This window comes from Vibrio sp. TRT 29B02, assembly GCF_050113655.1.
Lineage (GTDB): Bacteria > Pseudomonadota > Gammaproteobacteria > Enterobacterales > Vibrionaceae > Vibrio.
The window spans coordinates 66,829-88,733 of sequence record NZ_JBNJOJ010000019.1 but is presented as its reverse complement, the minus strand read 5'-3'; the positions used below and the strand labels follow the sequence as shown (position 1 = coordinate 88,733).

General features: G+C 45.8%; 22 protein-coding genes and 1 pseudogene. 11 read left to right on the top strand and 12 right to left on the bottom strand.

The window, feature by feature from the left end:
- From ACQEXT_RS13090 to ACQEXT_RS13070, 5 genes and pseudogenes are all read left to right on the top strand, one after another.
- Positions 1-369, top strand: a pseudogene (locus ACQEXT_RS13090) (hypothetical protein); the annotation flags it as partial.
- Positions 369-1,139 carry a DUF4123 domain-containing protein gene (locus ACQEXT_RS13085; RefSeq protein WP_426952416.1) on the top strand — a complete coding sequence of 257 codons (771 nt, stop codon included), beginning with the start codon at positions 369-371 and terminating at the stop codon, positions 1,137-1,139. The pseudogene ACQEXT_RS13090 and the gene ACQEXT_RS13085, both read left to right, overlap by 1 nt.
- Positions 1,136-3,196 carry a T6SS phospholipase effector Tle1-like catalytic domain-containing protein gene (locus tag ACQEXT_RS13080; protein ID WP_426952414.1) on the top strand — a complete coding sequence of 687 codons (2,061 nt, stop codon included), beginning with the start codon at positions 1,136-1,138 and terminating at the stop codon, positions 3,194-3,196. Before ACQEXT_RS13085 ends, ACQEXT_RS13080 begins: the two co-directional genes overlap by 4 nt.
- Positions 3,189-4,019: a DUF2931 family protein gene (locus tag ACQEXT_RS13075; protein ID WP_426952412.1), complete on the top strand. Its 831-nt coding sequence runs from the start codon at positions 3,189-3,191 to the stop codon at positions 4,017-4,019. The genes ACQEXT_RS13080 and ACQEXT_RS13075 overlap by 8 nt, the downstream gene beginning before the upstream one ends.
- A gap of 36 nt (positions 4,020-4,055) precedes the next feature.
- Entirely contained in the window at positions 4,056-4,901 is an 846-nt protein-coding gene (locus tag ACQEXT_RS13070; protein WP_426952410.1) for a DUF2931 family protein, read from the top strand.
- Between the two features lie 130 nt (positions 4,902-5,031).
- Here the strand turns inward: ACQEXT_RS13070 and rlmM are convergent, their stop codons facing one another.
- The 7 genes from rlmM to pomA all read right to left on the bottom strand — a co-directional run bounded on the left by rlmM (position 5,032) and on the right by pomA (position 11,727).
- The gene (gene rlmM, locus ACQEXT_RS13065) at positions 5,032-6,123 is read right to left on the bottom strand and encodes a 23S rRNA (cytidine(2498)-2'-O)-methyltransferase RlmM (protein WP_426952408.1); all 1,092 of its coding nucleotides are present in this window, start codon (positions 6,121-6,123) and stop codon (positions 5,032-5,034) included.
- The gene (locus ACQEXT_RS13060) at positions 6,120-6,518 is read right to left on the bottom strand and encodes a DUF423 domain-containing protein (RefSeq protein ID WP_331417959.1); all 399 of its coding nucleotides are present in this window, start codon (positions 6,516-6,518) and stop codon (positions 6,120-6,122) included. Before ACQEXT_RS13060 ends, rlmM begins: the two co-directional genes overlap by 4 nt.
- Positions 6,508-7,134, bottom strand: a complete 627-nt coding sequence (locus ACQEXT_RS13055) for an alpha/beta fold hydrolase (protein WP_426952407.1) — start codon at positions 7,132-7,134, stop codon at positions 6,508-6,510. The genes ACQEXT_RS13060 and ACQEXT_RS13055 overlap by 11 nt, the downstream gene beginning before the upstream one ends.
- The gene (locus ACQEXT_RS13050) at positions 7,127-8,035 is read right to left on the bottom strand and encodes a transcriptional regulator GcvA (protein ID WP_138971806.1); all 909 of its coding nucleotides are present in this window, start codon (positions 8,033-8,035) and stop codon (positions 7,127-7,129) included. The genes ACQEXT_RS13055 and ACQEXT_RS13050 overlap by 8 nt, the downstream gene beginning before the upstream one ends.
- A gap of 371 nt (positions 8,036-8,406) precedes the next feature.
- A complete protein-coding gene (gene thiI, locus ACQEXT_RS13045; RefSeq protein ID WP_138971804.1) occupies positions 8,407-9,855 on the bottom strand; it encodes a tRNA uracil 4-sulfurtransferase ThiI in 1,449 nt (482 codons plus the stop codon).
- A 152-nt stretch (positions 9,856-10,007) separates the two neighbouring features.
- Positions 10,008-10,952, bottom strand: a complete 945-nt coding sequence (locus ACQEXT_RS13040; protein ID WP_138971803.1) for a flagellar motor protein MotB — start codon at positions 10,950-10,952, stop codon at positions 10,008-10,010.
- A 10-nt stretch (positions 10,953-10,962) separates the two neighbouring features.
- Positions 10,963-11,727: a flagellar motor protein PomA gene (pomA, locus tag ACQEXT_RS13035; RefSeq protein ID WP_138971802.1), complete on the bottom strand. Its 765-nt coding sequence runs from the start codon at positions 11,725-11,727 to the stop codon at positions 10,963-10,965.
- Between the two features lie 262 nt (positions 11,728-11,989).
- Here pomA and xseB point away from each other — a divergent pair, with 262 nt between their 5' ends.
- The 3 genes from xseB to dxs are packed head-to-tail and all read left to right on the top strand — an operon-like array spanning position 11,990 to position 15,024.
- The gene (gene xseB, locus ACQEXT_RS13030; protein ID WP_138971801.1) at positions 11,990-12,232 is read left to right on the top strand and encodes an exodeoxyribonuclease VII small subunit; all 243 of its coding nucleotides are present in this window, start codon (positions 11,990-11,992) and stop codon (positions 12,230-12,232) included.
- Between the two features lie 21 nt (positions 12,233-12,253).
- Positions 12,254-13,138, top strand: coding sequence for a (2E,6E)-farnesyl diphosphate synthase (gene ispA, locus ACQEXT_RS13025; RefSeq protein ID WP_331417961.1), 885 nt, complete (start codon positions 12,254-12,256; stop codon positions 13,136-13,138).
- A 20-nt stretch (positions 13,139-13,158) separates the two neighbouring features.
- Entirely contained in the window at positions 13,159-15,024 is a 1,866-nt protein-coding gene (gene dxs / locus ACQEXT_RS13020; protein WP_426952404.1) for a 1-deoxy-D-xylulose-5-phosphate synthase, read from the top strand.
- A 561-nt stretch (positions 15,025-15,585) separates the two neighbouring features.
- Here dxs and truC read toward each other — a convergent pair.
- Together truC and ACQEXT_RS13010 are read right to left on the bottom strand one after the other, a co-directional pair.
- Positions 15,586-16,314 carry a tRNA pseudouridine(65) synthase TruC gene (gene truC, locus ACQEXT_RS13015; protein ID WP_426952402.1) on the bottom strand — a complete coding sequence of 243 codons (729 nt, stop codon included), beginning with the start codon at positions 16,312-16,314 and terminating at the stop codon, positions 15,586-15,588.
- The gene (locus ACQEXT_RS13010; RefSeq protein WP_426952400.1) at positions 16,305-16,619 is read right to left on the bottom strand and encodes a YqcC family protein; all 315 of its coding nucleotides are present in this window, start codon (positions 16,617-16,619) and stop codon (positions 16,305-16,307) included. Before ACQEXT_RS13010 ends, truC begins: the two co-directional genes overlap by 10 nt.
- Before the next feature lie 77 nt (positions 16,620-16,696).
- On the opposite strand from ACQEXT_RS13010, the gene ACQEXT_RS13005 reads away from it, so the two are divergent.
- Entirely contained in the window at positions 16,697-17,734 is a 1,038-nt protein-coding gene (locus tag ACQEXT_RS13005) for a DUF3549 family protein (protein WP_426952398.1), read from the top strand.
- Positions 17,735-17,736: 2 nt separating this feature from the next.
- Positions 17,737-18,036 (top strand): DUF3301 domain-containing protein, encoded by a 300-nt coding sequence (locus tag ACQEXT_RS13000; protein ID WP_138971819.1) that lies wholly within the window; start codon positions 17,737-17,739, stop codon positions 18,034-18,036.
- Here ACQEXT_RS13000 and ACQEXT_RS12995 read toward each other — a convergent pair.
- Positions 17,984-18,502 carry a GNAT family N-acetyltransferase gene (locus ACQEXT_RS12995; protein ID WP_331417965.1) on the bottom strand — a complete coding sequence of 173 codons (519 nt, stop codon included), beginning with the start codon at positions 18,500-18,502 and terminating at the stop codon, positions 17,984-17,986. The two genes, ACQEXT_RS13000 and ACQEXT_RS12995, sit on opposite strands and share 53 nt — an antisense overlap.
- A gap of 787 nt (positions 18,503-19,289) precedes the next feature.
- On the opposite strand from ACQEXT_RS12995, the gene ACQEXT_RS12990 reads away from it, so the two are divergent.
- Positions 19,290-19,577, top strand: coding sequence for a hypothetical protein (locus tag ACQEXT_RS12990; protein WP_426952396.1), 288 nt, complete (start codon positions 19,290-19,292; stop codon positions 19,575-19,577).
- Positions 19,578-19,691: 114 nt separating this feature from the next.
- Here the strand turns inward: ACQEXT_RS12990 and sucD are convergent, their stop codons facing one another.
- Complete coding sequence (gene sucD / locus ACQEXT_RS12985; protein WP_138971793.1) at positions 19,692-20,564, bottom strand: succinate--CoA ligase subunit alpha; 873 nt, start codon at positions 20,562-20,564, stop codon at positions 19,692-19,694.
- Positions 20,564-21,730, bottom strand: a complete 1,167-nt coding sequence (gene sucC, locus ACQEXT_RS12980; RefSeq protein ID WP_138971792.1) for an ADP-forming succinate--CoA ligase subunit beta — start codon at positions 21,728-21,730, stop codon at positions 20,564-20,566. Before sucC ends, sucD begins: the two co-directional genes overlap by 1 nt.
- Positions 21,731-21,905 lie beyond the last annotated feature (175 nt).

Here is a 21,905-nt window from a genome sequence, read left to right as displayed (position 1 = left end):
AAAATCGCTCAGTTGCATGCATTTGAAATTGGCAATGAACTCCACATCAAAGCCGGTATGAAGGTCGTTATCGAAGCGGGCTCTGAAATGACTTTGAAAGCCGGTGGCAGCTTTATAAAACTGGACGCGTCTGGTGCTAGCTTGGTTGGCCCTAGCGTGAATTTAAACTCGGGAGGCAGTGCAAGCACAGGTTCTGGGTTTGCGGGGAAAGTCGCTCAGTTACCTTTAAGAAGCAACGACACGGCATCATTAGAAAAGACAGATGAAACCTCATCGACCAACGTCACTCAAACTGCACTGCTGCGGGCAGAAAACGAGAATGTCAGCACGGTAAAAGCATGTCCTGCCGAAAAACAGGAGAATGCTTAATGATGACATTTGATGAAAAGACAAATCTCTATTGGCTCGTGACGGCCAGCAATTTCAGACATACCATTCAAACCACCGGTGCATTAGAAGGTGCCGCACCGGTCTTCGATAATTCATTTTCAAACGAGTTGATGCCCTTGTCTCCGTGGCTCATCCCGATTGAGACACTCAATCCAGCACTTCAAAACGAGCTAACGCAAGGCATCATCTTAGCCAGCAAGACCGAATTTAATGGCGTTATGGCTCACTTACGCAGCCTTCTCTGGGCCTATCTAGAGGGAGAAAAGGTGTTGTTCCGCTTTTATGATCCTGTCGTCATTATGCCCATGCTCGCCGTGATGAGTGACGGTGACCGTTCTCAGTTCTTAGGGAACATAAGTCATTGGCTACATTGGCAAGGTGAGGAATATACCCGCTATGAAAATCACTCGCCCCTGGCTTTTACTTTGCAAACAAACCCTTGGTGGAGAGTGAAAAGTGAGCACCTGACAGCAAAAGAAGACCACACCACACTCGCCACCAATATTGAGCGAGCGTTATGGCGTGTGCTACCAACAGCAATCAACAAGTTAGCTAACCCCAAACAGTTTATAGAAAAAGCCTTGCAACAGTTCCCATCAATGTATGCCACCTCTGTCGATAGACAAATTTACGTACTGGCTCACTTAATTAAGGCTGAGATCGTCAACATCAATGATGTGGTTGACGTTTTGCACTTATCACTGACTGAGCGAGAGCAACTGGAGTACGTTATAGGAGCATTAAAATGACTTTTGGAGCCTTAGGTGTCAGTGAGCACTGCATTCCTTGCGAAAGCTACACCCATTGGATAGAAATCCATATTCGCGATGAACATAACCAACCATTCCCCAACATCAAAGGGAATTTGATCGACGCAAGTGGAGCGGTTTACCCAGTGACCCTTGGAGAGGAACCGATACGCTTGGTAAGCTTGGCTCCTGGACGTGTTACTCTCCAATTCGATAATCCAACCTGGTTATATCACACCCAGCGTCGACTGCCCTTTGACGGTGAGACTTCTCCTGTCCAGCAATGGCTTAAACAGAACCCAGCCGCAAGCAGTGGTGCTTCTTGGACGCATCATACGCTAACCTTGGGTGACTTTGTGCAGCTAGAGCAAGGGCAAAACATCCCCAAACGTCACCAAAAAGAGGCGCTTGGCGTGGTCAAACTGGTTACGAATACCAGTCACTTCGTGACCATCCAAGGCTGTCGCTATATTACTCTAAGGTTAGGGATGTTTTTTGATGGGACAGCCAACAACAGCTACAGTGCCAAATGGGGCAAAGCTCGATTAGAGGATCGCTACTACCTATGGCAAGCCGCTTATCAGGTATCAGAAGAGATTGCTAACACTCAAGATATTCATCCAACGCAATTCATTGAAAAATGTTTCGATTGGGCCGACATAACAGGCAGCGCGGCCAATGAACTGACCAATATCCAGAAGCTCTTTGACCTCTATCAGAGGGGCACCTTCAATGAGGATAAAACTGTCTACCGTTTTGCTCAATACATTACTGGGATAGGCACAGGTAATAGCACCGATATTGCCAGAGCAGATGAAGATAGCAAGGGATTGGCGTTTGGTTTGGGTAAATATGGCATTATCAATAAAGTCCGTACAGGGATTAAAGAGGTTTGCAGCCAATTGGGTTTGATTCTCATAGCCATTGAACGTGAAGAGAAGATCAAAATCGACGGTTTAAACAAGCTAGAATTTGACGTGTTTGGCTTTAGTCGCGGCGCGGCGGCGGCAAGGCACTGTATTAATACTGTTCTGGCGGGCAAGCAAAATGTGTTCGCGCAAGAGTTTACCCGAACATTGCAACAATTAGCCGGCGATTACACTCTGGTCACCGACTTTGATTGGGATAGCAACCAATCTTGCGAAGTAATGTTTGCTGGGCTGTTTGATACCGTCGCTGCTTACGGAATCGCGCATAATGATAATGATGAACCGGTGCGATTATGGTTAGATCCTGCCAGAGTGCGCAAAGCCGTCCACCTTGTGGCCAACAAACACAGCGAATACCGCTATAACTTTAGCCTAAACAGACTCAATTTTGCCCCTCATTTTGATGAAATCGTATTGCCTGGCGCACATTCCGATATTGGTGGCGGCTATCACTCACGTGTCGCCTTCTCCAACGCAGACTATCTATTACCGCTACTGGAAAATAAACGTATAGCAAGCGTGCAAAACACCGACTTATCCCTGTTCGGGCAAAAAAAACAACTTGCCGCTCTAACCACAGAGCTTGAACATGCGTTAGATATTGAACTTAAACACGGTTGGCTATGGCAAGACTATTTGCTGACTAATCCAGAATTGACCTATGAAGGGAAATACACCAGCGGTGCGATAGCGCATCTGCTTTATCGCAAATGTACCGAAGGCGATTTATCGCGCCTCTACCTAAGAGTGATGTATGGACTGGCAGAATATGCTGGCGTGCCTGTATATGACAAAGCAGAAGGCCCTTATGTTTGGAATTGCCAAGAAAGTAATAAAGACGCCCACTTATACTATCCGGTTCAAAGTCAGTTGGCCTATCCATACCTACCAACTCTACCCCCGTATCCATTTGGCGAACTGTGCCAAAGCGCCCTAGAACAGGCAAAGGCTGGCAAAGTACACGAAATAGAACAACTACTAGGATCGCAAAGCATGCTTGATAACTTTATTGCCCTGGGGCTGATCCATCATTCCTCCGATATCGATGATTGGTTTGGTATCGTGACCCCAAATAAACCTCACACCATCAATCAACGCTATGCACGCGAGGAGTACGACGGTGAATAAACGCTATCTCGCGATCACAACCATTGCCATACTCGCTCTAATCGCTGGCTTAGCCGGACGTACTAAGCCAAACTACCCTGATGACCCAAGGTTTAGGCCTTGGCGAATTGGCGCCGCGATCTCTTATAATTACCCTGCGTCGGTTAACGAAGCCTACGGTGTCAACTACCAAGAGGACTGGACCAGCATGATGCTGCCGTATGGCGGATTGCTGCAATCACGATACAAGATGGAAAAATATCGAGAGTATACCTATCCAGACTACGATGGCTATGCAATACCTTTGGGTGTTCCGGTCAACTTCACCTCTGGTCAACTTGGTTCGGGAATAAAATCCTTACCCGATGAACTCTATCTCTATTGGGGGAGCCATGGTTTTCGCTACGCCACCGTCGTTAAGGTCACCGCGCAAATTAAAGCGGCTATAGTGAAGCCTTATCCCGAATATCCAGAAGAGCCCGAGGGACCTACATGCTACCAAACTGATTTTATGTTTGGCCTACTTCCAGACGGGAGAGCGAAAATGTGGCTCAAAGGATGCGCTTATATCACCTACATTGGAGAATACTCGGCAACAAAAGCGGTGCCAATCCCTCCCCCTGCCCCAGAAAAAGAACCAGAGCCACTGACACCAGAACAGATCGAGCAATTTGGACACCTTCTGTTTGACACGAAACCCAAAAAGAGACCACAACCACCCAAGATGTACCCAAGACCATCACTTGATGACCCGATCCCGTGGGATAAAGTCAATCAAGTCTGGTATAACCCGGGCTATAAAGTACAGAATCTAGCAGATGTTGTTCCAAGCACACCAGAGTAGCCATCAACCACGGCTATGCACGCGAGGAGTACGACGGTGAATAAACGCTATCTCGCGATCACAACCATTGCCATACTCGCTCTAATCGCTGGCTTAGCCGGACGTACTAAGCCAAACTACCCTGATGACCCAAGGTTTAGGCCTTGGCGAATTGGCGCCGCGATCTCTTATAATTACCCTGCTGGCATAACAGAAGCGTATGGGGTTAACTACCAAGAGGACTGGACCAGTATGATGCTGCCGTATGGCGGATTGCTGCAATCTCGATACAAGATGGAAAAATATCGAGAGTATACCTATCCAGACTACGATGGCTATGCAATACCTTTGGGTGTACCGGTCAACTTCACTTCAAGACAAATTGGCACTGGCATAAAATCCTTGCCCGATGAACTCTATCTCTATTGGGGGAGCCATGGTTTTCGCTACGCCACCGTCGTTAAGGTCACCGCGCAAATTAAAGCAGCGATGGTCACGCCATACCCTAGTATCATATCCTCCAAGGAAGGAGCAACATGCTATCAAACGGAATTTATGTTTGGCTTTCTCCCTGATGGACGAACAAAGCTATGGCTTGATGGATGCGGGATACTCACCTATGTCGGTGAATATTCGGCAACAAAAGCGGTGCCAGTCCCTCCACCGACCCCAGAAAAAGAACCAGAGCCACTGACGCCAGAGCAACTCAAGGAAATAGCGGAACGTTACGAGAGACTTGGCATTACCGAGTTAATGGCAGATAGACCTAAACAAGAGCCACCAAAAATCCATCCTAGACCATCACTTGATGACCCAATCCCGTGGGATAAAGTCAATCAAGTCTGGTATAACCCAGGCTATAAAGTACAGAATCTAGCAGATGTTGTTCCAAGCACACCATAGTGAAAGTGAGTGGCGAGTGGCGAGTGGCGAGTGGCGAGTGGCGAGTGGCGAGTGGCGAAAAAACTAAAGGGTTGACTCTATAAGTCAACCCTTTCATGTCACTGTCAGTTAGTAAAAACTTGCGGCTCTTTTAGCGCGGCGAAATGTTGGATAAACATTGCACATGAACCGTGATCTCTTCACGGTCATGATACAGATGCTTAGCTTGCAGACGGAACTTAACACCGTTTTCAATCATAAATACTTTCAAGTTTTCAATATCTTGCAGTACTTCATCGTAACGGCCTTTCATCGGTAGTTTGAGGTTAAAGATGGCCTCTTTAGCCCAACCACTGATGATCCACTCACCCATCAATTGTGCTACACGTGATGGCTTTTCAATCATGTCACAGACTAACCAAGTAACGTTCTTACGAGCTGGCTCGAACTTGAAACCATCTTCTTGGTGATGCTTAACCTGACCCGTCTCCATTAAACTATCCGCCATCATGCCGTTATCAACCGAGTGAACAAACATTGAACGTTTAACGAGCTGATAGGTCCAGCCACCTGGACAAGCACCTAAATCAACACCCCACATACCTGCGGCTAAACGCTCATCCCATTCTTCACGAGGGATAAAGACATGGAAGGCCTCCTCTAGCTTAAGCGTAGAACGACTCGGTGCATCTGCCGGGAATTTTAAACGCGGGATCCCCATAAAGAATTGAGAGTTATTCTCTGGTAGAGAGTAACCTACAAAACAGTGCCCAGAGGCAACAAAACAGATATGCAGAACAGGTTTTTTAGGGCTATCTTTTGCAAAAAGAATACCTTTACCACGTAACGCCTGACGCATTGGGACAGTGAATTTACGACAGAACTTAAGCAATTCTTTGGCTTCATTGGTATCTGGTGTTTCAATGCGGATATCACCACAACGAGGCATACTATCAACATCGTTCAACACTTCGAGCATTGGAGAAATACGGTCTTCTCGTGGGAGATCTTCTATTTCAGTGGCTACCGCAAACATCTGACGAGCAAAAATCAGCGCTTTAAAATCCAGCTCTTTTACCAGTTTTTCTGCATCACCATCTTGGTAGCATTCAAACAGCACATAACCTGTATTTTTCTTGAGGCGTGGGAAACCAAACACTTCTAACTGAGTGGCTTTATCTTGGATTTCTCCGGCACACTCTTTTTCAAAGCCACTACGGCAGTAGAGCATTAACTGTTTCACTGATTCACCTCTTTAGTCTGTAGTGCTGCGTAGACAAACAGTCCCCACCCAAGCATAAAGGTTAAACCACCCAATGGCGTAATTGGACCAAACCATTTGATACCGGTTAACGCAAGTGCGTAGAGGCTGCCGCTAAAACAAAAGATGCCGATGATAAAGCAAATCGCTGCAAGGGCGAAATATTTTTGTGACTTTGGCTGCAATTTAAACTGCAGTAATAGACCACAAACCACAATCGCCAATGCGTGAATAAACTGATACTGAACGCCAGTGTTGAACACACCGATAAGATAAGGTGACAGCAGCGACTTGAGGCTATGGGCCGCAAAAGCGCCTAATCCAACGCCTACCCCCATTAATGAGCCACCGAATGCCAATAGGTATTTACTTTTCACCGTACACCTCAAGTATAAAAGCAGCGAGATTGTCCACTGCCAAAGCAATATTGCTTTGCTCGCTGTGGCCTGAACGTACTCGCGGCTTAAAGCTATGATCGCCATCTGGGATAAACACGGTCTGAACGCTTTGTGATAGACAAAAGTCTTTCAACTCTTCGCGTTTACCAAACGTATCTCGTTCTCCTTGCAAAACAAGGCATGGCTTAGACAGCGTTGCTAAGTGTTCGCCTTTGTAGTTTTCCGGCTTACCAGGAGGATGAAATGGAAAACCTAAACACGCGACGCCAGCCACCAAAGGGGCATCTGCGAGTAAACTTGCCATGCGCCCACCCATCGATTTGCCGCCAATCACAACGGGAGTATCCCCAGCAAGCTCACCAATCACTTTTTGAAAGGCCTCAAGCAGCTTAGGCGCTCTATCTGGCGGACGCTTCTTACCATCTTCCGCTCGCTTGACCATGTATGGAAAGTTAAACCGTACAACCTGAATACCTTTGTCTGCGAGTCCTTTAGCAACCGAGTTCATAAACTCATGATCCATCCCTGCACCCGCACCATGGGCGAAAATAAACAGAGGATCGGATGACTTGCCATCACGTAAATAATCAGTCATCCAGCAACTCCTCTTGCTCACTCTGTGCTTTCGCTAGCATCCAATCACGGAAAGTCGCAATTCGCCCCATATCGGCTTGTTTCTCGTGGCAAACCACATAAAACGCATTTTTAGATAGCAATACTTCATCGAATGGCGCAATTAAACGACCCGCTTCCAGCTCGGGTTGTGCCAGAACATTGTTTCCGAGAGCGACACCTTGGCCATGAGCAGCGGCTTGTAACACCATGGTTGAGTGACTGAATATCGGTCCGTGATTGACATTTACCCCTTCAATACCATTTTGTTTCGCAAACTGTTTCCAATCTTTACGAGATGTGTCGTGCAGCAAGGTATGCTGCTTTAGATCACTTAGAGTTTCTAATGGTTTGTTACCTAAAAGTAACGATGGTGAACAAAGTGGGATCAAGAATTCTTGGTAGAGTTTATCGGCACGTAAGCCAGGCCAGTTACCTCGACCATAATAGATAGCAACATCAACATCATCAGTCAGTGAACCCTCATCCATATCCACTGCCTTGATACGTACATCGATATCCGGTTCTTGCTGGTTGAAATCGGCCAGTCTAGGCACTAGCCACTGGATAGCAAAACTAGGTGGCAAACTGATCGTTAACGCCCCCTTCTCACTACGCTCTAGCACTTTGTCAGTAGCTTCTGCTAAAGATGTAAAAATATCCTTTATATCGAGAAAGTAGCTTTGCCCTTCTTCTGTTAGTAGTAACGAGCGATTTCGACGTCGAAACAGCTTTAAGCCGAGGAATTCTTCTAGCGCTTTAATTTGGTGACTAACCGCAGCCTGAGTCACAAACAACTCCTCTGCCGCACGAGTAAAGCTCAAGTGACGAGCAGCAGCCTCAAACACTTTCAATGAATTTAAGGGAGGTAATCTTCTAGACATAGCAGCCTTCTAAAAAGTGGATTAGTTTTTTTAATCTGAAACATTATAAAATGTCCATTGCCTGACGACCAGAGAAATTCTATATTTCACCCCGCAATGAGGAGTCAGAACGGCTTGGTTCCCTTTTGAATCAATTGACTTCTTGTCGCGATGTTGTGTTTGCAAACTCGTATTTCGAGTTAGGTAGGTTTCTACCAGTTTCGTTGAAAACAACGAAACATATACTTCCTGTATTTATTTTGACCTGTCTGTCAAATTTTTTAGCACCGCCTCTATGGCGGTGTTTTTTTATGCGCGAAATTTATAGATATAAAAAAAGCGCAAATCGAGTGACCGATTTGCGCTTTTTAATAACCTTGAATTTACCGAGATTAAGGGCGGTAAACCTTCACGTTATGGAAGCCCTGCTCTTGTAGGTAAAGAGCCTGTAGGCGGCTCATTACGCCTCGGTCACAGTACAGCAGGTAAGTCTTCGACTGGTCTAGATCACCAAACTGAGTGCCTAGTTTGAAGAATGGAATGTGCTTAACCTCTACCCCGTCAATTTCTAACGGGTTATCGTCTTCCTCTTCAGGGCTACGAATATCAAGTACAATCGCATGCTGTTCAATTGCTTGAACTTGCTCAACTTCAGGAGCCGCTTTTTCTGTCTCTTTAGCAATATCACGAATATCCATCACTCGCGCGTCACGGACAACTTGCTCAAGGATATCGAAATCGAATTTCTCTTCTTCAGCGTCCAGTTTCGCTTTAATCGCTTTAACCGTTGGCTTCTTAGAAATCACACCACAGTACTCTGGCATTGTTTTCGCGAAGTCTTCAGTGCCGATATCACGAGCTAGGTTAATGATGTCTTCTTTATCCCAGTTGATCAGTGGACGTAGGATTAGCGTATCAGTCACATTATCGATATGACGTAGGTTGGTCAGAGTTTGGCTTGAAACCTGACCGAGTGCCTCACCAGTCACCAAAGCTTCAATCTTAAATTTCTCTGCCACCATACCCGCAGCACGCATAAACATACGCTTAAGGATAACGCCCATTTGACCGTCATCCACTTTCTCTAAAATCTCGCCTACAACAGGCTCAAAGTTTACGGAAATAAAACGTACTTTTGCCGAAGAACCGTATTTGTTCCATAGGTAGTAAGCGACTTGCTTAACGCCAATTTCGTGTGCTGGACCACCTAGGTTAAAGAAACAGTAATGTACTTTAGAACCACGTTTGATGTGCAGGTAGCTAGAGACGCCCGAATCAAAGCCACCAGAGATCAAGCTAAGAACATCTTCTTGTGTTCCCAGAGGGAAACCACCAAGACCTTTGTGACGAGCGATGACTTGATTTAGCTTTTCATTTGCGACTTCAAGTTTCACGGTCACATCTGGGTTGCGTAAACGAACACTCGCACTTTCTACCGCTTGGTTCAGACCACCACCGACGTAACGCTCTAATTCAATTGAAGTAAAGTCATGTTTACCACGGCGCTTAGCACGTACCACAAAGGTTTTCCCTTCAATAAGTGGACGATTTAGCTCTAACACCTGTTCGTAGATGTCATGCAGATCTTTGAACTCTGACTGCTGAACTTCCAGTACATGGTGGATACCTGGAGTTTGCGTCAATACTTCAAGAGTCTCTTTGTAGTATTCAGATGACTCAGAAGTTACTTCAATATGGTCACGGCGGTTAAAGACAGCAACAGACTCTGTACGACTCTTGACGATGTTACGGATATTGCATTCAAGAATCTTTGTGAAGCGCTTACGCACAGACTCACTTTTTACAAAAATTTCTGGATGGGGCTTTACGATAAATTTCATAATTCACTTCACAAGTTAACTGTTTCGCTAGTTTAATGCTCTATTAGAGCGTAGCAGCGGTCTTTCGCCATGTACTGCCTCTAAGGGCGCAAGATTATACATGAAGCAATGCCCATAAAAAAGACGAGCTTTTTGCTCGTCTTTTTAGCTTGCTATTGTAAAGCAGGAACTTCGTCACTCAGAAGTGGTTCACCTTGCATAATACTGATTTCTACTCGTCGATTTCTTGAACGTTGAGCTTCAGTATCATTTGGCCCCAACGGCTCTGTATCTGCCATACCTCTCACTTGGAGACGTTGGTGATTAAAACCACGTACCTTCTCCATTTCTTGAGCAACAGAGACAGCACGCTGCGCCGACAGATCCCAGTTAGATCGGTAGAGTTCAGAATCAATACGTTGATTGTCTGTATGTCCTGATACTCTCACAACCCCCGGAATGTCTTTGACCAAATCGGCTATCTGACGCACCAAAGGTCGGAACTTAGGTTGTAAGAATGCTGAGCCTTCTGGGAACGCGCCTTTTTCTCTAATGCGTATATCTATTTGCTGACCGAGATTTTCAACTTCAATCGCGCCTTGCTCTATCTCGCGTTCTAGAGCTTTCTTGATACTTTCCATTACAGTTTCAAGCTCTTGAGACATCTCAGCAGACTGTTGCTGCTCATTATCCGACTCAGAATTTTGATTGTTCTGCGTTGAAGTATCTGGTGATTGTCCACCAGTTAAGGAGCCTTGATCCCTTTGAGTACCACCAGCTCTATCTGATTCACCTTCGTGAAATTCAAGCGTCTGCTGAGTAATATCGATGGTCTGTTGCATAATCACGTCAATCGGTGTTGGCTCAGGGCGACCTGGCCTAAACTCTTGCGCAATGATACTGGTACCTTTAGGGATATCTTTCACTTCAAGACGGTTTTGAACACCAAATGCAAACTTCATCGAACCTGCGATCTGTTTGAACTTCAGTACGTCCATCTCCGAAAACGAAAGAAGCAGTACGAAGAAACACATCAATAGTGACATCAAGTCTGCAAATGTTCCCATCCAAAGCGGGAGGCCGGGCGGCGGACATTTGCAGTCGTTATCATCATCCATAACTGCGTCCTTACTCGTTATCTACGTCAAGAGCACGTTTACCTTCATTGAGGTAGTTTTTCAGATAACTATCTATCACTCGAGGGTTTTGGCCATCTTGGATTGCTAAGACGCCATCCATAATCAGACGACGATTCAATTTTTCTTGCTCACGGCGCAGTGAAAGCTTGTCGGCAATCGGGAAAAACAACATGTTTGATAAGATCGCACCGTACAGAGTGGTTAGGAGTGCTACCGCCATCGCAGGACCGATCGCTTTTGGATCGTCCATGTTAGATAGCATCGCAACCAGACCAACCAGTGTACCGATCATCCCCATCGCAGGCGCAACGTCACCGAATGCTCTGAAAACACTCGAACCAAAATCATGTCGCTCATCCGTCAGCGCGATGTCTTTTTGCAGCGCGGCACGAACAACATCAGCATCGTGACCATCGACGAGTAAGTCGATGCCTTTTTGCATAAAGCTGTTACTGATCTCCATCTCCTCAAGGGCGAGAAATCCACCTTTACGAGCTGCGTCAGCCATTTCAACCACTTTAGCGATCAAATCTTCAGGCTCATCAGCTTTGAACATAAAGGCTTTGCCGGCGATCTTGGCGGCACCAAAAAACTGCCCCATAGTGAACTTCATCAACACCACGAAGGTAGAACCACCCACCACGATAAGTATTGATGTGACATCGACGAACATCATAATGCTTCCGCCGAGTATCATCGCCATGACAACGAAAGCCAAACCGCCAATCAGTCCTATCAGCGTTGCTAAATCCACAGAGCACTCCTCATGCTATCTTTGAGCTTCTAACAAATTATATCGGCAACATCTTCAGATCTTTAGTATTTTATTGATACCGCATTCACATAAATATAGATGCTTACCCCATTCTGAGTACTAGGCCTTTAACCCTATTATTTACTTGGCTACATAAAATGAACGCTTCAACTCCATTTTTCTGACAAATTTACTCGGTTAAATTTGACCATCATTAATGGCTAAGGTAACTTTCGAGCATCTTTACCTGTGTAGAAAAGTTATGGCGAGCAAAAAACCGGAAAACATGACCTTCGAAGCGACGATTGAAGAGCTCGATGCGATTGTAGAAAACCTCGAAAATGGTGATTTAGCATTAGACGATGCACTCAAGAACTTTGAGCGTGGTATTACGCTTGCTCGCGCAGGCCAAGCCAAACTCAGTGATGCTGAACAACGTGTCAGTATCTTGTTACAAAACGATGACGAATCGCCACTGAGTGATTTCGATGCTCTACCAGAGTAATTGCACGAGAAGATGTCTGTTATGCAAGAGGCACTATCCTCACTACAACAACGAAACAATGCCCAGTTAGAAAACTGGCTCAAGTCATTGCCCCATCAAAACCTACCTCTTATCGAGGCGATGCGTTATGGCTTATTGCTTGGTGGCAAACGCGCCCGTCCGTTTCTGGTCTATATTACTGGCCAGATGCTCGGATGCGAACTTGACGACTTAGACACTCCGGCTTCCGCTGTTGAGTGCATCCATGCTTACTCGTTAATTCATGATGACTTACCGGCTATGGATGACGATGAACTGCGTCGTGGTCAACCAACCTGCCACATCAAGTTTGACGAAGCGACCGCTATCTTGACGGGTGATGCACTGCAAACCCTTGCGTTTACCATTCTCGCAGAAGGCCCTTTGGCTCCACATGCAGAAAGGCAACGTATTCAGATGGTTAAGGTGCTTGCCGATGCTTCCGGTGCCAATGGTATGTGTATGGGCCAAGCCCTAGACTTAGCCGCAGAAAACCGCAGCGTAACGCTCGAAGAGTTGGAAGAGATTCACCGCAACAAAACGGGGGCGTTAATGAAATCAGCCATTCGTTTAGGCGCCTTAGCCGCCGGTGAAAAAGGAGCGCAAGTCCTGCCGCTTCTAGATCAATATGCCGATGCTATTGGTCTCGCTTTCCAAGTCCAAGATGACATTCTAGATATCATTAGTGATACTGAAACCTTGGGTAAACCACAAGGTTCTGACCAACAATTAAACAAAAGTACCTATCCCGCTTTGCTAGGATTGGACGGAGCTATAAACAAAGCTCACACTCTGTTAAATGAAGCTCTTCAAGCTTTGGACGCAATCCCATACAATACAGAGTTACTCGAAGAGTTCGCCCGATACGTCATCGAGCGCAAGAACTAACACTATAAGCGCGCATTTATATGACTCTTGATATTTCGAAATATCCAACACTGGCTCTAGCAGATACTCCTGATGAGCTGCGCAGCCTTCCTAAGGAAGTGCTGCCAAAGCTGTGTGATGAATTACGCACTTACTTACTTAATTCAGTAAGTCAATCCAGCGGCCACCTCGCTTCTGGTCTAGGCACAGTTGAACTGACTGTGGCGCTTCACTACGTCTACAACACACCTTTTGATCAATTGGTGTGGGATGTTGGTCACCAAGCGTACCCGCATAAAATCCTAACGGGTCGTCGCGACCAAATGCCAACGATTCGCCAAAAAGATGGTTTACACCCCTTCCCATGGCGTGAAGAGAGCGAGTACGACACACTATCAGTCGGCCACTCTTCGACATCGATCAGTGCTGGCCTTGGTATGGCTATCAGCGCGGGTAAAGAAGGCAAAAACCGCAAAGTCGTTAGTGTGATCGGCGATGGTGCTATCACCGCAGGGATGGCATTTGAAGCCATGAACCATGCGGGTGATGTCCACCCTGATATGCTGGTGATCTTAAACGACAATGAAATGTCGATTTCTGAGAACGTTGGTGCTCTGAACAATCATTTAGCTCAAGTACTATCAGGAAGCTTGTACACCTCGATCCGTGAAGGCGGTAAAAAAGTACTGTCAGGTGTCCCCCCGATTAAAGAGTTGGTTCGTCGTACTGAAGAACATCTTAAAGGCATGGTGGTACCAGGCACTCTATTTGAAGAGTTAGGTTTTAACTACATCGGCCCTGTCGATGGCCATGACGTAAATGAGTTGGTCAAAACTCTTAAGAACATGCGTGAACTAAAAGGTCCGCAGTTTTTACATATCATGACCAAAAAAGGCAAAGGCTACGAGCCAGCAGAAAAAGACCCGATTGGCTACCACGGCGTGCCTAAGTTCGACCCGAGCCACAACTCTCTGCCAAAAAGCAGCGGTGGACTGCCAAGTTACTCGAAAATTTTCGGTGACTTCCTGTGTGATATGGCGGCTCAAGATCCTAAGCTTATGGCGATCACTCCCGCTATGCGTGAAGGTTCTGGGATGGTTCGCTTCTCTAAAGAGTATCCTGACCAATACTTCGATGTTGCGATTGCTGAGCAACATGCAGTGACCTTGGCTACAGGTATGGCCATTGCTGGCGATCACCCTATTGTGGCGATTTATTCTACCTTCTTGCAGCGTGGCTACGATCAGCTCATTCACGATGTTGCCATCATGGATTTACCGGTAATGTTTGCTATAGACCGTGCAGGGCTGGTTGGTGCGGACGGTCAAACTCACCAAGGTGCCTTTGACCTGAGCTTTATGCGCTGTATCCCGAATATGGTCATCATGGCGCCGAGCGATGAGAACGAATGCCGTCAAATGCTCTACACTGGTCATCAACATACTGGCCCGTCGGCTGTCCGTTACCCTCGTGGTACAGGCATGGGCGTTGACATAGAGAAACAGTTTACGGCATTAGAAATCGGTAAAGGCCGCCTAGTTCGTCAAGGTGAGAAAATCGCTATCCTCAACTTCGGCACCTTCTTAGGGAATGCACTTGAGGCCGCACAGACACTCAATGCCACGGTAGCGGATATGCGCTTTGTCAAACCACTCGATGAAGAGTTGATTAAACAGCTTGCCGCTGAACACGACGTCATCGTCACCATCGAAGAAAACGCCATCGCTGGCGGTGCAGGTTCTGGTGTAGTCGAATTTATGATGAGAGAGAAACTTATCAAGCCAGTACTCAACCTTGGCCTCCCGGATAAGTTCATTCATCAGGGTACTCAAGAAGAGCTGTATCAAGAGCTTGGCCTTGATGGCAAAGGTATCGAAGTTGCTATTCGTCAATATTTAGCAAGCTAGTTAAACAGCTTGCAACCTATCCAATGCCCTCTCAATGAGGGCATTTTTGTCTCCGCTCTCCTACGATCTTAGATCGCAATTACCAAAGTAAGCATTAACATTTGGGAATAATATTCCAGAACAATGACTGTAATTTGCTGCGTTGCCTACTTGTAGGCACACTTTTTTTGATATGTGAATCAAAACTATAACGAGGCAAAACCATGAATCACAAATACATTCTCACCAAACAGTCGCAATACGCTGGTGAACACGAAATTCATAATGCCACAACGGGTTGTACATATATGCCAAGGGTGGAGAATCTCATCAAACTAGGGCTTCATTCCTCAAGTCAAAGCGCCTTAGAGCATGCAAAAAACACATTCCCTGAGCTTAAAATAAACGGCTGTTATTATTGCTGCCACGCCTGTCACACGTCATAGCAAACCATAAAGAAACCACTCACGTTGCTCAATACTGGCGCGTGCCACCTTTACTAGTCCATTAGGCTAGAATCAGCTCGTCATTACATTATGACGAGCTTTTCTATCGAGAAAGGTCAATCTCAACGTGATCAGTTTAAGGCGCTGACCAGCCAAACTCAGCACACAGTTTTTGCCACGTTTCATCTAACCCCGCTTTAATGGTAATTTCTCGCTGAGTAAATGGATGAACAAACTTAAGGGAAGAAGCGTGAAGCAAGAGTCTATGCGAGTCGTACACTTCTCTAAACAACTTGTTGTGTTTACCGTCACCATGTGTCGTATCACCAACGATTGGATGGCGTAGATGAGCCATATGGCGTCTGAGCTGGTGTTTTCGTCCAGTCAGTGGCTTCATCTCCATTAAGCAGTAACGAGTGGTCGGAAAGCTCCCCGTAGAATGGGGAATTTCGACTTGAGCCAGTGGTTGATAGTCAGTGATCGCTTCTTGTGCTTCTTTATCTTGGCTAGCATGCTTATCTGCAATTTTGTCCAACTCAACCTTAAGTGCATAGTCGAGACGACCGGATTCCATGATCCAACCGCGAACAATCGCATGATAGGTTTTTTCCATCTCGTGATTCGCAAACATCGGCATCACTTGAGACGCAACCTCACTTGATAATGCAAAAATAAGAACCCCGGAAGTCGGTCTATCCAAGCGATGAAGCGGAAAGACATGCTGACCAATTTGGTCACGCAATGTTTGCATGACAAATTGAGTTTCGTGCTTATCCAGCCAGCTGCGATGAACTAACATACCCGCAGGTTTGTTGACAGCAACGAAATACTCGTCTTGATATACGATCTCCAGCACTAGCGGCATTCCTCATCTAACTTTTGAATAATTGTAACTAAAGGTGTTAATTGCGGCTGTTCTTTCCAGCACTCCTCAAAGTAAGGCGCAATTGAAAATCCGCTCGGTAGTGGCTGATTTTGTTCTATCAGCAAACGGATACGGGCAATGAAGATCCACTGCAACCACTCGCTTGGCGTTAAGGTGTCAATGGCAAACGGCTGCTGACTACTCAGTGCCTGTTTGCTTGGGGGGGTCGCTTGCCACTGACCAAGTTGTTGCATCAACAACTCTAACTCGTCGATAAGCTCGGTCAATTGTTTCACTTTTGTCATTAATCTTTGTTTGGAACCTTGAAAATTGGCAATAGAATACCATTTATAGAGTAAATAAAGTTAGGACAATTGCTTCAATGGAAACCATTCATACTCTCACTCAACTCCTTACCGACAGTGATTGCCAATATCAGGTCTTTGATCTTGGACGTCGTATTAAACAGATCGACGCAAAGGTCTTTGCTGACGCTGAAAAAGGCCAGCTTGCCTATCCCTATCCAATGCAGCGTAAGGCACACATCGCTATCGCCTACTGGAATCAAGAGCAGCAGCCTTGGATTTGGTTTCTAAAATTTGAATTAGATGAGCGTGGCTTACTTAAACAAGCAGATATTGGTAATTTCATCAAATATGTCATTGAAGCAATGGGCACGCGTCTTAGCCAAGAGCTAAGTGAAGAGCAACAAGACAAACTGGCAAACAATCCCTATACCTTTAAGCCGGCAGACGACAAAATGGCGGTCTTTCATAGCCAAGTCCGCGCGGCGATGAATTTACCTTGCAGCCAGTACTACGAACATGCGCAATTATACTTTGCAGGCGGGTTGGAATGGGATAAATGGCACACAGTTGGTTTACAAGGGGTGACTGATATCTGTGCGCGACTTGGGCAGGAACAAAATGGCGTCAATGTCCGTAAGGCACTAAAACATCTGCCTTCCGAACCTCTCTATGCCTTGCTAGGTGCGCTTGAACATACCGAGTTACCAACAAAACTCGCACAAAACCTTGCCGAAATGGCTCAAACACAGATTGACAGTCACGATCCAGATCTCTTCCTACTCTCCGCGCTCACGAGAGCCTTGTCCGGAGCAGAGGAAGCCATCACTCAACCTATCATTGGTAAGATTCTTTCAAGTGCGCGTTTGAGTCATCAAGAGGTACTGATTGGTATCGCGGGACGATGCTGGCACTGGTTAAGAGAGGCCGATATTGCCGAACAATTCCTACTGCGCCTCGCACAGACGGGAAACCAGACACTGTTTAACCAGCTATTCGCCGATTTGGTGATGCTCCCTGAGCTGCGTATGGTACTGCTTCCTTTGCTTCACTCCAGCCCATCAGAAGAGTTGGCAAAAGCACTGATTAACCTACAGCAAGCCGCTAAGGCGTAATGATGATTTATGACCTGTTCGCCATCCTCGCACTTGCCATTGTATGCCTAATTTTTTGGCAACAAAGACGTCAGGCAGAGTTAGCGAAAAGTATCGCCTCTCGAAAATGTAAAGAGCTCGATTTGCAGTTGCTGAGCGTGGCGCTTAAAGGTCACAAACTGAAAACGCCAGACGGTGTCTGGCGTTGGCATTCGGTTTATCAGTTCGAGTTTTCATCGCTTGGTGATGACTGCTATCAAGGCCACATCTTTATGCAAGGTTTCCAACTAGCCAAGGTGGAGTTGCCGCCACATCGGATGTAAAGACAAACTCATCATAGGGACCAAACGTATCTTGTTTGTGGGCATTCAATACGAAACCAAGTTTCTTGAGAATTCGAATCGACGCCTCATGATCGACATTGGCGGTAGCGATAACTCGCTCTAAGTTCAAATCTCTTGCTGCTTTGGAAAAGAAAGCCTGCACCACTTCACTGGCAATACCTCTGCCCCAGTACTCTTTGTCAAAGATATAACCAAGCTCAGGAAGCGTGTCTAAATCAGAAATAAACACGTGTCCCATGTACTCTCTTGTGTGACTATCAAGCACTGCCATCGCAAATATGGTGCGATCATTGAGTACTTTCTCAAACTGTTTTTTAGCAGAAGATACCGTCTGTGCTCCATTCATCTGAGCACGGTTAATAGCACAACAGTTGAGCATCAAAAATTCAGATTGTAGAGAGTCGTTATAAGGGACCAATAACGATCGGCGAGTCACTATCGTCATGACACATCCTTGTAAGCAGCAATAATTGTCTTTTAAAACAAAGCCGAGAAGTTAAACCAACTGATGGCAATCTTTATTGATCTAGAACGTTTTTTGGCACGTTGTTGTTTGAGTTTTTCTAAAGGTGAGATCTAAGAAAAGCCCCGATACGTTAGTATCGGGGCTATAGTCTTACTCGCAGCAGTCCGGCTACAAAAGTTGCTCCATGCATCTTCCATAATAGTTACTGAATCCTTCAGTATTGTCCTAACTTCGCCGTCCTAGCGGTGTCCTAATCATCCTGATAGCTAACATCCCCGTCAGCTCACTTCACTTGTTCCTTGAGCGGTGTCCTTAGTATCATCCTGATACTGTCCTGACCTCATCCTCGAGGTGTCCATTGCCTTTCCTTAGTCACCAACCATCCTAGCTAGTGAACGTATCCATACAATGTCCTTTCGCTCCATGCCTGATCAACTATCCTAGTCAACCATTCTTCTTCCTGAAGACTCCAATCCTTGGTTTTCCTGTTCCGAGTCAGCATCCTATCGACAGGTTCTAATTTACCCTATTAGCGTTTAGGTACAATCCATTTGTAAAAAATAATTTTTGACTTCGTTGTTCACAAAAGCACCAAAGCATTAAGTATCAATAGCTTATAATAAATAATCCATCTATCCGCCCGTTTAAAACACAGATTGTCTTACAACACTTGTAAGACATATCTCACACGACTTTTCTTAATTTTCCATTAGTCAATAAATCATAGGACCAGTATTATTACCCTTATCAGCACAATGGAGGTTTTATGCTTACTCAAGACGTTAGCCAAGAGCTAAGAAGTATCCTTGAACAGTTACAATCAGAAGGGAAAGAGCCAACGGTTGCTCTGGTGAAGGCTAGATTGAGCACGACTGTACCCATGCCAGCGTTGATCACAACAATCAAAAGCTGGAAAAGCGCAAACCACGTACCCAAGGTAGAAGTCGCCGCTCAAAGCTCAGGTTCTGAAATGGAGCGAATAGCTGAACTCGAAGTGCAAGTCGCGAACTTAACAGAAAGACTTATAGCGCTGGAGAAGAAGTTCGATATCTAAGTGGATATCACTGGACTGATTCATTTGACAGCGATGGAAGCCGTAAACCACTCTTTTAAACACAAACAAAAAAGGCTTGGCGTATTGCCAAGCCTTTTAGTGTCAACGGTTGAATTACCAACCTGTTACTTCGCGTAGACCTTTGCCGATATCAGCAAGAGACTTAACCGTCTTAACGCCCGCAGCTTCTAGTGCAGCGAACTTGTCTTCTGCTGTACCTTTACCACCAGAGATGATCGCACCAGCATGGCCCATACGCTTGCCTGGAGGAGCAGTAACACCAGCGATGTAAGAAACGACTGGCTTAGTGACGTTCTCTTTAATGAACGCTGCCGCTTCTTCTTCAGCCGTACCACCGATTTCACCGATCATTACGATAGCTTCTGTTTCAGGATCTTCTTGGAACAACTTCAGAATATCAATGAAGTTTGAACCTGGGATTGGGTCACCACCAATACCGACACAAGTCGACTGACCAAAACCTTCGTCAGTAGTTTGCTTAACTGCTTCGTAAGTTAGTGTACCTGAACGAGATACGATCCCCACTTTACCTTTCTTGTGGATATGACCAGGCATGATACCAATCTTACACTCGTCAGGAGTGATAAGACCCGGACAGTTAGGACCGATCATGCGAACGCCAGTTTCTTCTAGCTTCACTTTCACGTCGATCATATCTGTTGTAGGGATACCTTCAGTGATAGTTACGATTAGCTCGATGCCCGCATCAATCGCTTCAAGGATGGCATCTTTACAGAAAGGTGCTGGTACGTAGATAACTGTTGCTGTTGCGCCAGTTGTTTCTACTGCTTCACGTACTGTGTTGAATACAGGAAGACCTAGGTGTGTTTGACCGCCTTTACCAGGAGAGACACCACCAACCATTTGTGTGCCGTATGCGATAGCTTGCTCAGAGTGGAAAGTACCTTGACCACCAGTGAAACCCTGACAGATTACTTTCGTGTCTTTATTAATTAGTACAGACATTATTTGCCCTCCGCAGCAGCAACAACTTTCTGAGCTGCGTCAGTTAGAGACTCAGCTGCAATGATATCAACATCAGAATTAGCAAGAACTTCGCGACCTAAGTCTGCGTTAGTACCTTCTAGACGAACAACAACAGGTACGTTTACACCTACCTCTTTAACCGCACCAATAATACCTTCAGCGATCATGTCACAACGTACGATACCACCGAAGATGTTAACGAGTACTGCTTTAACATTGTCATCAGAAAGGATGATCTTAAATGCTTCTGCTACACGCTCTTTTGTCGCGCCACCACCTACATCTAGGAAGTTCGCTGGCTTACCACCGTGTAGGTTTACGATATCCATCGTACCCATTGCTAGGCCAGCACCGTTAACCATACAGCCAACGTTACCGTCTAGGGCTACGTAGTTCAGCTCCCACTGAGCTGCGTGCGCTTCGCGCTCATCTTCTTGCGAAGGATCGTGCATTTCACGTAGCTTAGGCTGGCGGTACATTGCGTTAGAGTCAATGTTGATCTTACCGTCTAGACACAACAGGTTGCCTTCGCTAGTAATGACAAGAGGGTTGATCTCTAGTAGAGCTAGGTCGTACTGAGAGAACATGTTGCCAAGACCCATGAAGATCTTAACAAACTGCTTAATTTGGTCGCCTTCAAGACCTAGCTTGAACGCTAGCTCACGGCCTTGGTAAGCTTGAGGGCCTACTAGTGGATCGATAGCTGCTTTATGAATCAACTCTGGCGTTTCTTCTGCAACTTTCTCGATTTCAACACCACCTTCAGTTGAAGCCATGAATACAACTTTACGAGTTGCACGGTCAACAACCGCACCTAGGTAAAGTTCGTTAGCAATGTTTGATGCTTCTTCAACTAGGATTTTTGTTACAGGCTGGCCATTCGCGTCTGTTTGGTAAGTCACTAGGTTTTTACCTAGCCACTTTTGTGCGAACTCTTTAACGCCGTCTTTCGTATCGTGTAGCTCTACGCCACCCGCTTTACCACGTCCACCTGCGTGAACCTGACATTTAACTACTTTCTTCTCAGTAGAGATACGACCCGCCGCTTCAAAAGCTTCTTGTGGTGTATCACACGCGTAACCTTCCGGTACAGGCAAACCGAATTCTGCAAACAGCTGTTTGGCTTGGTATTCATGCAAATTCATTTTGATATTCCGTTTATTTTATTATTTCCATAACGGCGCTGTTTTAGCACTCGTCTGTAGGGTCTTCTCAAATCAATCGCGATCTATTTTCTAGTAGCTTAACGATTCAAATGAAGGCCAGACAGTTGAGCTAGTCTAGCCTTTAAAACTATCGCACGCCTAGCCAGAATGACTG

What these genes read in the sequence shown, in the direction of transcription:
- ACQEXT_RS13085 (WP_426952416.1), top strand. Translation starts at nt 369, where the DNA reads ATGATGACATTTGATGAAAAGACAAATCTCTATTGGCTCGTGACGGCC.
- ACQEXT_RS13080 (WP_426952414.1), top strand. Translation starts at nt 1,136, where the DNA reads ATGACTTTTGGAGCCTTAGGTGTCAGTGAGCACTGCATTCCTTGCGAA.
- ACQEXT_RS13055 (WP_426952407.1), bottom strand. Translation starts at nt 7,134, where the DNA reads ATGACTGATTATTTACGTGATGGCAAGTCATCCGATCCTCTGTTTATT.
- ACQEXT_RS13050 (WP_138971806.1), bottom strand. Translation starts at nt 8,035, where the DNA reads ATGTCTAGAAGATTACCTCCCTTAAATTCATTGAAAGTGTTTGAGGCT.
- thiI (WP_138971804.1), bottom strand. Translation starts at nt 9,855, where the DNA reads ATGAAATTTATCGTAAAGCCCCATCCAGAAATTTTTGTAAAAAGTGAG.
- ACQEXT_RS13040 (WP_138971803.1), bottom strand. Translation starts at nt 10,952, where the DNA reads ATGGATGATGATAACGACTGCAAATGTCCGCCGCCCGGCCTCCCGCTT.
- xseB (WP_138971801.1), top strand. Translation starts at nt 11,990, where the DNA reads ATGGCGAGCAAAAAACCGGAAAACATGACCTTCGAAGCGACGATTGAA.
- ispA (WP_331417961.1), top strand. Translation starts at nt 12,254, where the DNA reads ATGCAAGAGGCACTATCCTCACTACAACAACGAAACAATGCCCAGTTA.
- dxs (WP_426952404.1), top strand. Translation starts at nt 13,159, where the DNA reads ATGACTCTTGATATTTCGAAATATCCAACACTGGCTCTAGCAGATACT.
- truC (WP_426952402.1), bottom strand. Translation starts at nt 16,314, where the DNA reads ATGCCGCTAGTGCTGGAGATCGTATATCAAGACGAGTATTTCGTTGCT.
- ACQEXT_RS13010 (WP_426952400.1), bottom strand. Translation starts at nt 16,619, where the DNA reads ATGACAAAAGTGAAACAATTGACCGAGCTTATCGACGAGTTAGAGTTG.
- ACQEXT_RS13005 (WP_426952398.1), top strand. Translation starts at nt 16,697, where the DNA reads ATGGAAACCATTCATACTCTCACTCAACTCCTTACCGACAGTGATTGC.
- ACQEXT_RS13000 (WP_138971819.1), top strand. Translation starts at nt 17,737, where the DNA reads ATGATTTATGACCTGTTCGCCATCCTCGCACTTGCCATTGTATGCCTA.
- ACQEXT_RS12995 (WP_331417965.1), bottom strand. Translation starts at nt 18,502, where the DNA reads ATGACGATAGTGACTCGCCGATCGTTATTGGTCCCTTATAACGACTCT.
- ACQEXT_RS12990 (WP_426952396.1), top strand. Translation starts at nt 19,290, where the DNA reads ATGCTTACTCAAGACGTTAGCCAAGAGCTAAGAAGTATCCTTGAACAG.
- sucD (WP_138971793.1), bottom strand. Translation starts at nt 20,564, where the DNA reads ATGTCTGTACTAATTAATAAAGACACGAAAGTAATCTGTCAGGGTTTC.
- sucC (WP_138971792.1), bottom strand. Translation starts at nt 21,730, where the DNA reads ATGAATTTGCATGAATACCAAGCCAAACAGCTGTTTGCAGAATTCGGT.